Below are 13,724 nucleotides of genomic sequence, written 5' to 3'. Positions count from 1 at the left end.
AAGCGGCCCTTTTTTGTTTTTGGGCCCCCACTTTGGCCTGAATAGTCCAACTCAGACACCGCGGCGACACATGGTATCCCGACCCTCAGGACTGAACAGGTGCATAATCCGGCCTCGACCATGAATCGCCTTTCCTCCATATTGCCTGTTGCCCAAGTTCTTGTCGGGGTGGAAGCCACCAGCAAGAAACGTGCATTTGAAGAAGCCGGACTTCTCTTTGAGAACCTGCATGGATTGTCTCGTGCACTGGTGACCGACAGCTTGTTTGCTCGTGAACGGCTTGGTTCGACGGGTTTGGGTCACGGTGTCGCCATTCCCCACGGTCGAATCAAGGGGCTGAAGTCGCCCATGGCGGCCGTGTTCCGTTTGGCCCAGCCCATTGGCTTTGACGCGCCAGACGAGCAGCCTGTTAATTTGTTGATTTTTTTGTTGGTCCCAGAAGCGGCGACCCAAAAACACCTCGAAATTCTGTCTGAAATCGCCGAATTGCTCAGCGACACTGTCTTGCGTGAAAACATCAAGAACAGTTCAGCCCAAGAGGGCTTGCACCAGTTGATAGCCCAGTGGCGTTCAGCGCAAACCGTCTGAATCGCCAACCCTCAGGGAGATTGCTGCGATGAAGCCATCCGTCATCAGTGCCGATGTTCTGTTTGAAGATCACCGGGGAAAGTTGAAATGGCAATGGCTGGCGGGACTGGGCGCTTCAGAGCGTCGGTTTGACGATGTGGCCGTTCGAGAAGCCCGATCTGGTGCCGATCTGGTGGGTTATCTCAATTACATCCACCCCTACAGGGTGCAGATCTTGGGGCCGCGTGAGGTGGCCTACCTGACCAACTCCACCCCTGAAGATTGCGCCCGACGCATTGCCCGCATTGTGACCTTGGAGCCCCCTGTCTTGGTGTTGGCCGATGGACAGTCAGCGCCTGAGGCTTTGCTGTCCATGTGCGAGCGGGCTCAAATTCCCATGTTCTCGACCGACCAGTCATCGGCGTTCGTGATCGATGTTCTTCGGGCTTATTTGTCCAAGCATTTTGCCGATCGCACCACCATGCACGGTGTGTTCATGGACATTTTGGGCATGGGTGTGCTCATCACCGGCGAGTCCGGTTTGGGCAAGAGTGAGTTGGGGCTGGAGTTGATTTCGCGCGGCAATGGCTTGGTGGCCGACGATGCCGTGGATCTTTACCGCATCAACCAGACCACCATCGAAGCGAGATGCCCTGATTTGCTCCAAAATCTGTTGGAAGTGCGAGGGATCGGTCTGCTCGATATCCGTGCCATTTTTGGTGAAACCGCTGTGCGTCGCAAGATGCGGCTCAAATTGATTGTTCATTTGGTGCGCAAGGAGACCCTGGAGCGGGACTATGAGCGTTTGCCATCAGAGCCCTTGACCCAGGACGTGCTGGGCATTCCGGTGCGCAAGGTGGTGATTCAGGTGGTGGCAGGTCGCAACATTGCGGTTTTGGTCGAGGCTGCCGTTCGCAATACCATTTTGCAAATGCGGGGTATTGACACCTACCAAGAATTCATTGAACGCCAACGCCGCGCCATGACATGAAGCGTCCCGGCGGCTGACTGTTCATCATCCCGGGCTGCGGTGAGGGCAGGGGTTTTGAATGCAGTGGGCATACAGGCTCAGTGCATGGTCCGCAATCACAAAACCTTTGGCTTGTGCAACGGCTTGTTGGCGCGACTCGATTTCAGGGTCAAAAAACTCCTCAACCCGACCGCAATCAAGACACACCATGTGGTCGTGGTGTTGTCCTTCATTGAGTTCATAAACAGCTTTGCCACTTTCGAAGTGGTTCCGGCTCAAAATGCCTGCTTGCTCAAATTGGGTCAATACCCGGTAAACCGTGGCCAAGCCAATATCGGCGTTGTCTTGGAGCAAATGACGAAACACATCTTCGGCCGTCATGTGGCGCATTTGGGCGCTTTGAAAAACTTCCAGAATTTTCAAGCGGGGCAGAGTGGCTTTGAGGCCGTTGCTTTTGAGTTCTTCGATGTGGCTCATGGTTTCAAGGGTTCGGTCAGGGCTTGCCGTGGCTGTGCAAAGCTGCCGCTACAATGATCTGATCATATCGGTACGCCCACAACCATGACAGCCTCCATGACATTTCGCACACCTGCTCTTCTTGTTGCGCTTTTTTTGAGCGTGTGTTTGAGCGCTTGTGGCGGTCTTTCCGGCAACATCAACCGCGACACTTTCAAGCCTTATGTGCCCGAGGTGGTGCAAGGCAATTTCGTCTCCAAAGAGCAACGTCAGGCGCTGCGCCCCGGAATGCAGCGTGCGCAGGTGCGGGACATTCTGGGCACGCCATTGATCGCCAGTTTGTTTCATGCCGACCGTTGGGACTATGCATTCAGCATTGAGCGCCAAGGTGTCCCTGCTCAAAACTTCAGACTGACGGTGTACTTCAAAGGCGATGTGCTTGAACAAGTGGACAGCGATGTGCTGCCCAGCGAGTCGGAGTTCGCAGGTCGATTGGCCGGCCCCAGGGCCAATGTCAAGGTGCCCGTTTTAGAAGCCACAGAAGAGGCCTTGAAGAAGTTTGAGGCACCCAAGCCTGTCATGGACACTGTGCGGCCGCCAGCTGCTCTGCCCAGCCAATACCCGCCTTTGGAGCCCGCTCTTCGCTGAGTGGCGCAGCCCAAGTCACCGCTTGGGCGCGGTTCTTTTTTCAGATTCACTTGTTTTGAAGTCATGACCTCTTTGAATTTATTGCCAATCACGGTTGCCGGTGCTTCGGGCCGCATGGGGCAGATGCTGATCGAGGCCATCTTGGCCTCTGATGATTGTCGGCTGGCCGGTGCGCTGGACATGGCGTCAAGCCCAGCCTTGGGTCTGGATGCAGGGGCCTCTTTGGGCCAGGTCACGGGCACGGCCGTGACCGCTGATTTGCGCCAAGGTCTGAGCGGCTCGTCCTGTTTGATTGATTTCACACGCCCCGAAGGCACGCTGGCACACCTTCAGGTTTGTCGTGAACTCGGGGTCAAGGCGGTGATTGGAACCACAGGCTTCAGTGAGGCACAAAAGGCCGAGATCGCTGAATTGGCCAAAGACATGGCCATTGTCATGGCCCCCAACATGAGCGTGGGGGTGAACGTGACTTTGAAATTGCTGCAAATGGCCGCTCAGGCCATGTCCACCGGTTACGACATCGAGATCATCGAAGCTCACCACCGCCACAAGGTCGATGCCCCTTCGGGCACAGCCCTCAAAATGGGTGAGGTGATTGCCCAAGCCATTGGCCGGGATCTCAAGGATTGCGCGGTTTATGAGCGCTATGGCCATACCGGTGAGCGCGATCCTTCCACCATCGGTTTTTCCACCATTCGCGGCGGGGACATTGTGGGTGACCACACGGTGCTTTTTGCGGGCATTGGTGAGCGCATTGAGGTCACGCACAAATCCTCCAGTCGATCGACCTATGCGCAAGGCAGTTTGCGTGCCGTTCGCTTTTTGGCAGGGCAGGAACGGGGCTTGTTTGACATGTTCGACGTCTTAAATCTGCGTTGATCTGCCTGTCAGATCAAAAGTAGCCATGAACCTGAACGACTTTTTGTTGCACAGCGATGTGCTCAGTCGGGTGTTGGCGCTTTTGTTGTTGGCGCTGTCGGTCGGCAGTTGGGTGGTCATGGTCTGGAAGTGGCGCTTGTTGTCCCGAGTAGCTCAGGATGTTCCTCGCAGTGTGGCTGCGTTTTGGCAGTCCACGGGTTTTGAGGATGCCCGACAAAGGGTGGCTCAATTTGACCGCGACGCCTGTGTGTTGCCCTTGCTCGAGTCCACCCTGGAGCCCTTGGGCGGAACTTTGGCCTCGGCGGGCGAACGCCACCCCCAATTGACCCGGGTGTTGCGGGACGCCATGCAAACGGTGTTGCGTCGTCTGCAATGGGGCCAGGTGTTGTTGGCCACTGCGGGGTCCATTTCCCCTTTTATGGGCTTGCTGGGAACGGTTTGGGGCATCTTCAATGCCTTGACCGGCATGGCCGAAGGAGGGGCTTTGACCATTGACAAAGTGGCCGGCCCTGTGGGCGAGGCCCTGATCATGACCGCTGCCGGCCTGGCGGTGGCCATTCCTGCCGTGCTGGGCTACAACGTGCTGGGTCGACGCATTGGTCAGATCGAGGCCGAGCTTGAAGGTTTTGCGCACGATCTTCGCGCGCTGTTGTCCGACAAGGCCCCGGGCTGAAAACATGGCATTTGGTCGCCTGTCTGCACACAAAGCCGATCAGCCCATGAGCGAGATCAATGTCACACCTTTGGTGGACGTGATGTTGGTTTTGCTGGTGATTTTCATCGTCACAGCGCCATTGATGAGCAGTGCCATACGACTGGACTTGCCCAGCAGTGAAGCGGGTGAGCCGGGTGCTGCCCCACAGTCGATGGCCTTGGTGGTGAATGCCCAAGGGGTGATGTTCATGAACGACCAAGTCATCACTGCCGACGCATTGCGTCTGAAACTGAGGGCAGCTGCGCAGCGCAATCCCCTGACCGAGCTAGAGCTTCGGGCCGATGCATCCGTGCCTTATGGCCGCGTGGTCGAGGCCATGGGGCTGGCCCAAAAAGCGGGCTTGAGCCGAATTGGCTTTGTGGCTCAGGTGGTTTCACCCTGAGTTTGCTGCCGGGTCACCCTGACGGTCAGGTGTGCGGGATCGCCACCGCCCAAGCCCTACAATTTAGCCCTATGCAAGACAAGTACAACCACCTCGAAGTCGAACCCGCTGCGCAATCCCGCTGGACCGCCCGCGATGCCTACCGCGTCACCGAAGACGCCAGCAAAAAGAAGTTCTACGCCTGCTCCATGTTGCCTTACCCCAGCGGCAAGCTGCACATGGGCCATGTGCGCAACTACACCATCAACGACATGCTCACGCGCAGCCTGCGCATGAAGGGCTTCAATGTCCTGATGCCCATGGGCTGGGATGCGTTTGGTCTGCCCGCCGAAAACGCCGCTTTGAAGAACGGCGTGCCCCCGGCCAAATGGACCTACGAGAACATCGCGTACATGAAAAAGCAGATGCAGGCCATGGGCCTGGCCATCGACTGGTCACGCGAAGTCGCCACCTGCGACCCGACCTATTACAAGTGGAACCAGTGGCTGTTTTTGAAGATGCTGGAAAAAGGCATCGCCTACCGCAAGACCCAGGTCGTCAACTGGGACCCGGTGGACCAGACCGTGCTGGCCAACGAGCAAGTCATCGACGGCAAAGGCTGGCGCACGGGAGCTCCGGTTGAAAAGCGCGAGATCCCCGGTTATTACCTGAACATCACCGCTTACGCGCAAGAGCTGTTGGACCATGTGCAGATCGGCAACGACAAAGCCACGCTGAACGGCTGGCCGGACAAAGTGCGCCTGATGCAGGAAAACTGGATCGGCAAGAGCGAAGGCGTGCGCTTTGCATTCCCGCACAGCATCGCTGGCGCTGATGGCGCTTTGATCGGTGAGGGCAAGATGTACGTCTTTACCACCCGCGCCGATACCATCATGGGCGTGACCTTTTGCGCGGTGGCGGCTGAACACCCGCTGGCGCTGCATGCGGCTGCCGGCAATCCCGCGCTGGCGGCTTTCCTCGAAGAATGCAAGAGCGGCGGCACGACCGAGGCCGAAATGGCCACGCAAGAGAAAAAGGGCATGGCCACGGGTCTGTTCGTGACGCACCCACTGACCGGTGCACAAGTTGAAGTGTGGGTTGGCAACTACGTGCTCATGAGTTACGGCGATGGCGCCGTGATGGGCGTGCCTGCGCACGACGAGCGTGACTTTGCGTTTGCGCTCAAGTACGCGCTGCCGATACAGCAGGTCGTGTCCGTCAAGGACCAGGCCTTCGACGCCACCGTCTGGCAGGACTGGTATGGGGACAAACAAAGCTGTGTGTGCATCAACTCCGGCGAACTCGATGGCTTGACCCAAAAAGTCGCTGCCTCCAAAGTGGCCGAATTGTTGGCCGCCAAAGGCCTTGGTGAGAAAAAGACCACTTGGCGTTTGCGCGACTGGGGCGTGAGCCGCCAGCGCTATTGGGGCACGCCGATCCCGATCATCCATTGCGACGAGCACGGCGCGGTGCCGGTGCCCGAAAAAGACCTGCCCGTGGTGCTGCCGCAAGACTGCATCCCCGACGGCTCGGGCAACCCGCTGCACAAGCACGAAGGTTTCCACGCAGGCGTAACTTGCCCTGTGTGCGGCAAAGCGGCCCGCCGCGAGACCGACACCATGGACACCTTTGTGGATTCGTCTTGGTACTTCATGCGCTACTGCGACCCGACCAACACCGAGCAGATGGTGGCAGAGGGTGCGGACTATTGGATGCGGGACCAGAACAATGCCACTGGTGGCAGCGGCATGGACCAATACATCGGTGGCATCGAACATGCGATCCTACACCTCTTGTACGCACGCTTCTGGACCAAGGTCATGCGCGACTTGGGCCTGGTCAAGGTGGACGAGCCCTTCAGCAAGCTGCTCACGCAGGGCATGGTGCTGAACCACATCTACTCGCGCCGCACCGCCAAGGGCGGCAAGGACTACTTCTGGCCGCACGACGTCGAGCATGTGCTCGACGAGACCGGCAAAGTCATCGGTGCCAAGCTCAAGAACGAAGCTGACAGCGGCGATGGCCGCCTCAGCGTGGGCACCGCCATCGACTACGAAGGCGTGGGCACCATGTCCAAGTCCAAGAACAACGGCGTCGACCCGCAAGACCTGATCGAGCGCTACGGCGCTGACACGGCGCGTCTGTACACCATGTTCACCGCGCCGCCCGAAGTCACGCTGGAGTGGAATGACTCGGCCGTCGAAGGCAGCTACCGTTTCTTGCGCCGGGTCTGGAACTTCGCGTTCAAGCACCACGAATTGCTGCGCTCGGCCACCAGCCAAGACCTGAGCCAAGCGGCTTTGGGCGATTCGGCCAAAGCCTTGCGCCGCGAGATGCACCTGGTGCTCAAGCAAGTGGGTTACGACTACGAACGCATGCAATACAACACCGTGGTGTCGGGTTGCATGAAGCTGCTGAACGCGCTGGAAGACTTCAAGCCCGATGGCAGTGCAGGAGATACCGCCGCCCTGTGCGAAGGCGTCTCGCTCTTGACGCGCATGCTCTACCCCGCTTGCCCGCACATCACCGATGAAATCTGGCAGCAACTGGGTTTTGCCCAAGCTGCAGGCGAGTTGCTCGATGCGCCTTGGCCTGTCGTGGACGAGTCGGCTTTGGAGCGCGACCAGATCGAGTTGATGCTGCAAATCAACGGCAAGCTGCGCGGGTCCATCCTGGTGCCTGCCAGCGCCGACAAGGCCCAGATCGAAGCCGCTGCCTTGGCCAACGAAGCCTTTGTCAAGCAGGCCGCAGGTGCCGCGCCCAAAAAGGTGATTGTGGTGCCGGGCCGCTTGGTCAACGTGGTGATTTGAGCGCACGCACCGGATGGATGCACACGCCCCATGAGCACTTCGCGCCGACTTTGCCTTCGGGTCATGCTGGGACTGCCCCTCACGGCAGGCCTGTCGGCGTGTGGGTTTCAGCTGCGCGGTGCCGCTGATTACCCGTTCAAAACCCTTTATGCCAATTTTTCAAGCACCTCCTCCTTGGGGGTCGAGTTGCGGCGAAATTTACTGGGCACAGGCCGCATTGAGCTGTGGAATGATCCGCCCCAGATGTTGCGGGCCGATGCGGTGCTGGACATCTTGAGCGAAGACCGCCAACAAGTGGTGGTGGGTGTGAACACCTCGGGGCAAGTGCGTGAATTGCAATTGCGCTTGAAAGTGAAGTTTCGCCTGCGCACGCCCCAAGGGGTGAACCTCATTGAGCCGGTGGAGTTGGCCCAGCAGCGCGACCTGAGCTTCACCGAGACCGCTGCACTGTCCAAGGAAATCGAGCAGGGCATGATGTACCGCGACATGCAGTCGGACATCGTGCAGCAAATCATGCGCCGATTGGCCGCTGTCAAGTCGCTCGCCACCCCCTTGTCCAAGCCCTGATTTGCACCCCATGCAACTGGCGTACTCCCAACTTTCTGCGCACTTGCAAAAAGGCTTGCGCAGCCTGTATGTGCTCCATGGCGACGAGCCATTGATGCAACAAGAGGCGGCAGACGCCATTCGCGCCACCGCCCGCGCTCAGGGCTATACCGAGCGCAGTGTGCACACCGTGTCTGGGGCCCATTTTGACTGGAGCGAGGTGCTGGCTGCAGGCGGGTCGCTCAGCCTGTTTGCCGACAAACAAATCGTGGAAGTGCGCATTCCCACGGGTAAACCTGGCAAAGAGGGCAGCACGGCACTGCAGCAATTGGCTGTATCGACACAAGACAATGATTCGACCTTGACCCTGGTTTTGTTGCCCCGCCTGGATGCCGCCACACGCAAAGGGGCTTGGTTCGGCGCTTTGGAAAACTTGGGGGTGTTGGTCACGATTGACCCGATAGAGCGCAATGCTCTGCCCCAATGGATCGCCCAGCGATTGCAAGGCCAAGGCCAGCACGTCTTGTCGGGAGAGGCAGGCCAGCGGACTTTGCAGTTTTTTGCCGATCGTGTCGAAGGCAATTTGCTGGCTGCACACCAGGAAATCCAGAAACTGGGCCTGCTCTACCCGCCAGGTGAACTCACCCAAGCGCAGGTCGAGTCGGCGGTGGTCAATGTGGCCCGCTACGATGTGTTCAAGTTGTCTGAATCGGTATTGTCGGGTCAGGTGGCCCGGGTGCAGCGCATGCTCGATGGCCTGCAGGCCGAGGGCGAAGCCGCTGTGCTGGTGCACTACACCATTGCGGAAGACATCCGTGCCATGAAACGCGTCAAAGACGCCATTGCCCAGGGCAAGCCCATGCCCATGGCTTTGCGTGAGCACAGGGTGTGGAGTCCGCGGGACCGTTTGTTTGAGCGCGTGCTGCCCACCATGAGCGCGGCACGGCTGCATGGCCTGCTGCAAGCGGCCCACCAAGTGGACGGCATTGTCAAAGGCCTCAAAGTGCCCGATTGGCCGACCGACCCTTGGCAAGCCCTGCAGCGATTGGCCGTGCGTTTTTCCCGCTTTTGCATCGTTCGCTGAGCCACGTTTGCATCTGCGAAAATGCGTGCATGACCGAATTGAATACCGTTGAACATGTGCAGGCCTTGGGCCTGCAAGCCAAAACAGCCTCAAGCCAGATGGCCCGGGCCTCGGCCGCCATCAAAAACAAGGCTTTGCGTCATCTGGCCGCCTTGCTGCGCGAGAACACCGATGCCTTGCAACTGGACAATGCCAAAGACTTGGAACGTGCCCGCACTGCTGGCTTGGCTGAGCCCATGGTGGACCGTCTGAAATTGAGCCCCAAAGTGCTGGAAACCTGCGCCCAGGGTTGCGAACAGCTGGCCGCCATGCCCGATGTGATCGGCGAAATCATCGGCATGAAGCAGGTGCCCAGTGGCATCCGTGTGGGTCAAATGCGGGTGCCCATTGGCGTGTTTGGCATGATTTTTGAGAGTCGCCCCAATGTGACCATCGAAGCGGCCAGCCTGTCCATCAAAAGCGGCAATGCCTGCATCTTGCGCGGCGGCTCCGAGGCGATTGAATCGAACAAGGCCTTGGCCAAGCTGGTGCAGCAAGCCCTGACCGAGAGTGGCTTGCCCGTCAACGCGGTGCAGCTGGTGCAAACCACCGACCGCGCCGCCGTGGGTCAGCTCATCACCATGCCGCAGTTTGTGGACGTGGTCATCCCGCGTGGCGGCAAGGGCCTGATCGAGCGCATCAGCGCCGAAGCCAAGGTGCCCGTCATCAAGCACCTGGATGGCAATTGCCACACCTATGTGGACGATCCCTGCGACATCGACATGGCCGTCAAGGTGGCCGACAACGCCAAAACCCAAAAGTACAGCCCTTGCAACGCCAGCGAAAGCCTGTTGGTGGCGCGGGGTGTCGCGGCCGAATTCTTGCCCAAAATCGGCGCGATTTATGCGGCCAAAGGCGTGGAAATGCGTTGCTGCCCCAAGGCCAAAGCCATTTTGAGCCAGGTCACCGGGGCCAATTTGAAAGACGCCACCGAGCAGGACTGGTTCGAGGAATACCTCGCACCCATCATCAGCATCAAGGTGCTTGAGGGGGTGGATGAGGCGATTGCCCACATCAACCACTTCAGCAGCCACCACACCGACGCCATCCTGACCCGCGACCACATGCACGCTCAGCGCTTTTTGCGCGAAGTGGATTCGGCCAGCGTCATGGTCAACGCCAGCACCCGTTTTGCCGATGGCTTTGAGTACGGGCTGGGTGCCGAAATTGGCATCAGCACCGACAAGTTTCACGCCCGGGGCCCGGTGGGCATCGAGGGCCTGACCTCGCTCAAGTACGTGGTGCTTGGCGAGGGTGAAGTGCGTGGCTGATCACACCCGGGGGACGGTTGTCCGCTTGGCGCTTGCAATGCGCCAGAACGTCCCCATATCATCACTTTGATTTTCTGGTTCATCGAAGGCAAGTCCATGGTTCCTCATCTCGTCACCGCCCTGACCGGCCCTATCAATGAGCTCGAGCAGCGCATCCTCGACTCCATGCCCGCCATCGAGCGCTGGTTCCGACTGGAGTGGATGGAGCACACGCCCCCGTTCTACACCTCGGTGGACATCCGCAATGCCGGCTTCAAGCTCGCACCCGTGGACACCAATCTTTACCCCGGTGGCTGGAACAACCTGACACCCGAGATGTTGCCCTTGGCCGTGCAGGCCGCCCAAGCCGCCATCGAAAAGATCTGTCCCGAGGCCAAAAACCTCCTGATCATTCCCGAAAACCACACCCGCAACACCTTTTACCTGACCAATGTGGCGCAGCTGCAGCGCATCTTCCACATGGCCGGCCTGAATGTGCGTTTGGGCTCGATCAACCCCGAAATCAAGGAAACCACGGTCATTGAGTTGCCCAATGGCGAGAGTGTGACCCTCGAGCCCGTGGTGCGCACCAAGCACCGCCTGGGTCTCAAGGACTTTGACCCCTGCACCATCTTGCTCAACAACGACCTGTCGGCCGGTGCCCCCGGCATTCTGGAAGAGCTGCACGAGCAATTTTTGCTGCCGCCCCTGCACGCCGGCTGGAGCGTGCGCCGCAAGACCAAACATTTCCAGAGCTACGAAGAAGTGGCCAAGCGTTTTGGCAAGCTGCTGGGCATCGATCCCTGGCTGATCAACCCCATGTTCAGCCAGTGTGGTGATGTGAACTTTGCCGAAGGCACGGGCATGGAATGCCTGCGCAGCAATGTGGACGCGTTGCTCACCAAGATCAAGCGCAAATACAAGGAATACGGCATCAACGAAAAGCCGTTTGTGGTGGTCAAGGCCGACAACGGCACCTATGGCATGGGCATCATGACCGTGCGCGATGTGTCCGATCTGGACCAACTCAACCGCAAGACGCGCAACAAGATGAACGTCATCAAGGACGGTCAGACCGTCAACGACGTGATCATCCAAGAGGGCGTGCTGACCAATGAGCGCATCAATGACGCTGTGGCCGAGCCCGTGGTTTACATGATGGACCGCTATGTGGTGGGCGGTTTTTACCGGGTGCATGCCGAGCGCGGTGTGGACGAAAATCTGAATGCCCCGGGTGCCAGCTTTGTGCCTTTGGCCTTTGCCGAAAGCCCGCATTTGCCCCAACCGGGCGTCAAGCCTGGGGCCAGCGTGCCCAACCGCTTTTACATGTATGGCGTCATCGGCCGCCTGGCCATGTTGGCAGCCAGCTATGAGCTGGAAGCGACCGACCCTGAGGCCGAGGTGTACGACTGAAGTTGTTGCACTGCAACAAAATCACAAAATGAACGGTGACACAGGGCTCGAATCGGGCGCAAAATAGCCAGCTTGTTTGTCATCAGGCCTGCTTATACCCAGGCCCCTGCCTGTGTCCACTACCCGTTCTTCACTTGTCGCATTGACCTTGGGCGCCATTGGCGTGGTGTATGGCGACATCGGCACCAGTGTGCTGTATGCGATGAAAGAGGTCTTTGGCTCCGGCCATGTGCCTTTTACGCCGGCCAATGTTTATGGCATCCTCTCCATCTTCTTTTGGACCCTGACCACCATCGTGTCGGTCAAGTATGTGGTGTTGGTGCTGCGTGCCGACAACCACGGCGAAGGGGGGCTGGTGGCCATGTTGGCGCTTGCTTCGCAATCGGTCAAAGACAAACCGCAATTGCGCAAAGTGCTGTTGATCGTTGGCATTTTTGGAACCTGTCTTTTTTATGGTGACGGGGTCATCACACCCGCCATCTCGGTGTTGTCGGCCGTTGAAGGCTTGGAGATCATCTCCCCGACCTTCAAAAAGGCGGTGATCCCCCTCACGTTGGTCATTTTGTTCCTGCTGTTTTGGGTGCAAAAGCGGGGCACGGCGGGCATTGGCAAATTCTTCGGTCCGATCACGCTGGTCTGGTTTCTTGCCATCGCGGTCTTGGGCGTGTCGCACATCGTGCAGCGCCCCGAGATCTTGTTCGCCATCAGCCCCCACTATGCGCTGGGCTTCATGTGGAATGAGCCGGGCACCACTTTCATCATTTTGGGCGCGGTGGTCTTGTGTGTGACCGGGGGCGAAGCCTTGTATGCCGACATGGGCCATTTCGGTAAAAAACCGATTCGCCTGGCTTGGTTCAGTGTGGTCATGCCTTGTTTGACTCTGAACTATTTTGGTCAAGGCGCGTTGCTTCTGGCCGAACCTGAAGCGGTCAAAAACCCGTTTTACATGATGGCTCCCGAATGGGCCTTGCTGCCACTGGTGGGTTTGGCCACCATGGCCACGGTGATTGCATCGCAGGCGCTGATTTCAGGGGCTTTCAGTGTGACCAAACAGGTCATTCAATTGGGTTATTTGCCGCGCTTGCAGGTGCTGCACACCAGCGAGACCGATACGGGGCAAATTTACATGCCCTTTGTCAATTGGGGCCTGTTTGTGGCCATCGTGCTGGCGGTGGTCATGTTCAAGTCGTCGAGCAATTTGGCTGCTGCTTACGGCATCGCGGTGTGCACCGACATGTTGATCACCACAGTGCTGACATTTTTCGTCATCCGCTATGCCTGGAAATTGCCACTGGCTCTGTGCATCGGTGCGACCGGTTTCTTCTTTGTGGTCGATCTGGCGTTTTGGGCTTCCAACATGTTCAAGTTGTTTGATGGGGGCTGGTTTCCCCTGCTCATTGGCGCAGCGGTGTTCACCCTCATGCTCACATGGCACGATGGGCGGCGACTGCTCAACGAGTCTTTGCGCACGGATGCTTTGCAGTTGGGCGATTTTCTGGAAGCGGTGTTCATTTCTCCCCCCACCCGGGTGGAGGGCACGGCCGTGTTCTTGACGGCCGAGACGGGGGCTGTGCCCAATGCCTTGTTGCACAACCTCAAGCACAACAAGGTTTTGCACGAAACCAATTTGTTTGTCACCGTGCGCAGCCACGAAGTGCCCCGTGTGGACGCTGCACAGCGCCTGGATGTCACGCCTTTGGGGCATGAATGCTGGCAAGTCATTGTCAATTACGGCTTCAAAGACAATCCTGACCTGCCCTCTGCGCTGAGCAAAATCAAAGGAGAGGGCTACAAACTCGATCCGATGATGACCAGTTATTTCCTGTCACGCGACATCGTGATCCCCACCATTGGTGGCGGCATGGCCACCTGGCGTGAAAAACTTTTTGCCCAGATGCACCACAACGCCAGTGCTGCGGCCGAATTTTTGAACTTGCCCACCAATGCGGTGGTCGAGTTGGGCTCCAAGATTGAAATTTAAGGCTC

General features: G+C 58.3%; 13 protein-coding genes. 12 read left to right on the top strand and 1 reads right to left on the bottom strand.

Annotated features, from left to right (window positions below):
* Positions 1–120 precede the first annotated feature (120 nt).
* Positions 121–588, top strand: a complete 468-nt coding sequence (locus tag AMM41_RS17430) for a PTS sugar transporter subunit IIA (RefSeq protein WP_089962204.1) — start codon at positions 121–123, stop codon at positions 586–588.
* 28 nt (positions 589–616) lie between these two features.
* Positions 617–1,558: an HPr(Ser) kinase/phosphatase gene (gene hprK, locus AMM41_RS17425; protein WP_089962201.1), complete on the top strand. Its 942-nt coding sequence runs from the start codon at positions 617–619 to the stop codon at positions 1,556–1,558.
* 24 nt (positions 1,559–1,582) lie between these two features.
* Here hprK and fur read toward each other — a convergent pair whose 3' ends face one another.
* On the bottom strand, positions 1,583–2,014 hold the full coding sequence (gene fur, locus AMM41_RS17420) for a ferric iron uptake transcriptional regulator (RefSeq protein WP_089962198.1): 432 nt from the start codon (positions 2,012–2,014) through the stop codon (positions 1,583–1,585).
* A gap of 96 nt (positions 2,015–2,110) precedes the next feature.
* On the opposite strand from fur, the gene AMM41_RS17415 reads away from it, so the two are divergent.
* The 10 genes from AMM41_RS17415 to AMM41_RS17370 all read left to right on the top strand — a co-directional run bounded on the left by AMM41_RS17415 (position 2,111) and on the right by AMM41_RS17370 (position 13,719).
* Positions 2,111–2,641 carry an outer membrane protein assembly factor BamE gene (locus AMM41_RS17415; protein ID WP_228769338.1) on the top strand — a complete coding sequence of 177 codons (531 nt, stop codon included), beginning with the start codon at positions 2,111–2,113 and terminating at the stop codon, positions 2,639–2,641.
* A 63-nt stretch (positions 2,642–2,704) separates the two neighbouring features.
* Complete coding sequence (gene dapB / locus AMM41_RS17410) at positions 2,705–3,520, top strand: 4-hydroxy-tetrahydrodipicolinate reductase (protein ID WP_089962191.1); 816 nt, start codon at positions 2,705–2,707, stop codon at positions 3,518–3,520.
* 25 nt (positions 3,521–3,545) lie between these two features.
* Positions 3,546–4,193, top strand: a complete 648-nt coding sequence (locus AMM41_RS17405; protein WP_089962188.1) for a MotA/TolQ/ExbB proton channel family protein — start codon at positions 3,546–3,548, stop codon at positions 4,191–4,193.
* Between the two features lie 4 nt (positions 4,194–4,197).
* Entirely contained in the window at positions 4,198–4,617 is a 420-nt protein-coding gene (locus tag AMM41_RS17400; RefSeq protein ID WP_089962184.1) for an ExbD/TolR family protein, read from the top strand.
* A gap of 71 nt (positions 4,618–4,688) precedes the next feature.
* Positions 4,689–7,406 (top strand): leucine--tRNA ligase, encoded by a 2,718-nt coding sequence (gene leuS, locus AMM41_RS17395; RefSeq protein WP_089962181.1) that lies wholly within the window; start codon positions 4,689–4,691, stop codon positions 7,404–7,406.
* Between the two features lie 30 nt (positions 7,407–7,436).
* Positions 7,437–7,973, top strand: a complete 537-nt coding sequence (lptE, locus tag AMM41_RS17390) for an LPS-assembly lipoprotein LptE (RefSeq protein WP_089962178.1) — start codon at positions 7,437–7,439, stop codon at positions 7,971–7,973.
* 10 nt (positions 7,974–7,983) lie between these two features.
* Positions 7,984–9,036, top strand: a complete 1,053-nt coding sequence (gene holA, locus AMM41_RS17385; RefSeq protein WP_089962369.1) for a DNA polymerase III subunit delta — start codon at positions 7,984–7,986, stop codon at positions 9,034–9,036.
* A gap of 29 nt (positions 9,037–9,065) precedes the next feature.
* Positions 9,066–10,346, top strand: coding sequence for a glutamate-5-semialdehyde dehydrogenase (locus tag AMM41_RS17380; protein ID WP_089962174.1), 1,281 nt, complete (start codon positions 9,066–9,068; stop codon positions 10,344–10,346).
* Positions 10,347–10,442: 96 nt separating this feature from the next.
* A complete protein-coding gene (gshA, locus tag AMM41_RS17375; protein ID WP_089962366.1) occupies positions 10,443–11,738 on the top strand; it encodes a glutamate--cysteine ligase in 1,296 nt (431 codons plus the stop codon).
* 112 nt (positions 11,739–11,850) lie between these two features.
* Complete coding sequence (locus AMM41_RS17370; RefSeq protein ID WP_194944846.1) at positions 11,851–13,719, top strand: potassium transporter Kup; 1,869 nt, start codon at positions 11,851–11,853, stop codon at positions 13,717–13,719.
* Positions 13,720–13,724 lie beyond the last annotated feature (5 nt).

Source organism: Limnohabitans sp. 2KL-3 (assembly GCF_001269405.1).
In the GTDB taxonomy this organism is placed as follows: domain Bacteria; phylum Pseudomonadota; class Gammaproteobacteria; order Burkholderiales; family Burkholderiaceae_C; genus Limnohabitans_A.
The sequence above is the reverse complement of the archived record's forward strand: the minus strand, read 5'-3'. Positions and strand labels throughout refer to the sequence as shown.

What these genes read in the sequence shown, in the direction of transcription:
- AMM41_RS17430 (WP_089962204.1), top strand. Translation starts at nt 121, where the DNA reads ATGAATCGCCTTTCCTCCATATTGCCTGTTGCCCAAGTTCTTGTCGGG.
- hprK (WP_089962201.1), top strand. Translation starts at nt 617, where the DNA reads ATGAAGCCATCCGTCATCAGTGCCGATGTTCTGTTTGAAGATCACCGG.
- fur (WP_089962198.1), bottom strand. Translation starts at nt 2,014, where the DNA reads ATGAGCCACATCGAAGAACTCAAAAGCAACGGCCTCAAAGCCACTCTG.
- AMM41_RS17415 (WP_228769338.1), top strand. Translation starts at nt 2,111, where the DNA reads ATGACATTTCGCACACCTGCTCTTCTTGTTGCGCTTTTTTTGAGCGTG.
- dapB (WP_089962191.1), top strand. Translation starts at nt 2,705, where the DNA reads ATGACCTCTTTGAATTTATTGCCAATCACGGTTGCCGGTGCTTCGGGC.
- AMM41_RS17405 (WP_089962188.1), top strand. Translation starts at nt 3,546, where the DNA reads ATGAACCTGAACGACTTTTTGTTGCACAGCGATGTGCTCAGTCGGGTG.
- AMM41_RS17400 (WP_089962184.1), top strand. Translation starts at nt 4,198, where the DNA reads ATGGCATTTGGTCGCCTGTCTGCACACAAAGCCGATCAGCCCATGAGC.
- leuS (WP_089962181.1), top strand. Translation starts at nt 4,689, where the DNA reads ATGCAAGACAAGTACAACCACCTCGAAGTCGAACCCGCTGCGCAATCC.
- lptE (WP_089962178.1), top strand. Translation starts at nt 7,437, where the DNA reads ATGAGCACTTCGCGCCGACTTTGCCTTCGGGTCATGCTGGGACTGCCC.
- holA (WP_089962369.1), top strand. Translation starts at nt 7,984, where the DNA reads ATGCAACTGGCGTACTCCCAACTTTCTGCGCACTTGCAAAAAGGCTTG.
- AMM41_RS17380 (WP_089962174.1), top strand. Translation starts at nt 9,066, where the DNA reads ATGACCGAATTGAATACCGTTGAACATGTGCAGGCCTTGGGCCTGCAA.
- gshA (WP_089962366.1), top strand. Translation starts at nt 10,443, where the DNA reads ATGGTTCCTCATCTCGTCACCGCCCTGACCGGCCCTATCAATGAGCTC.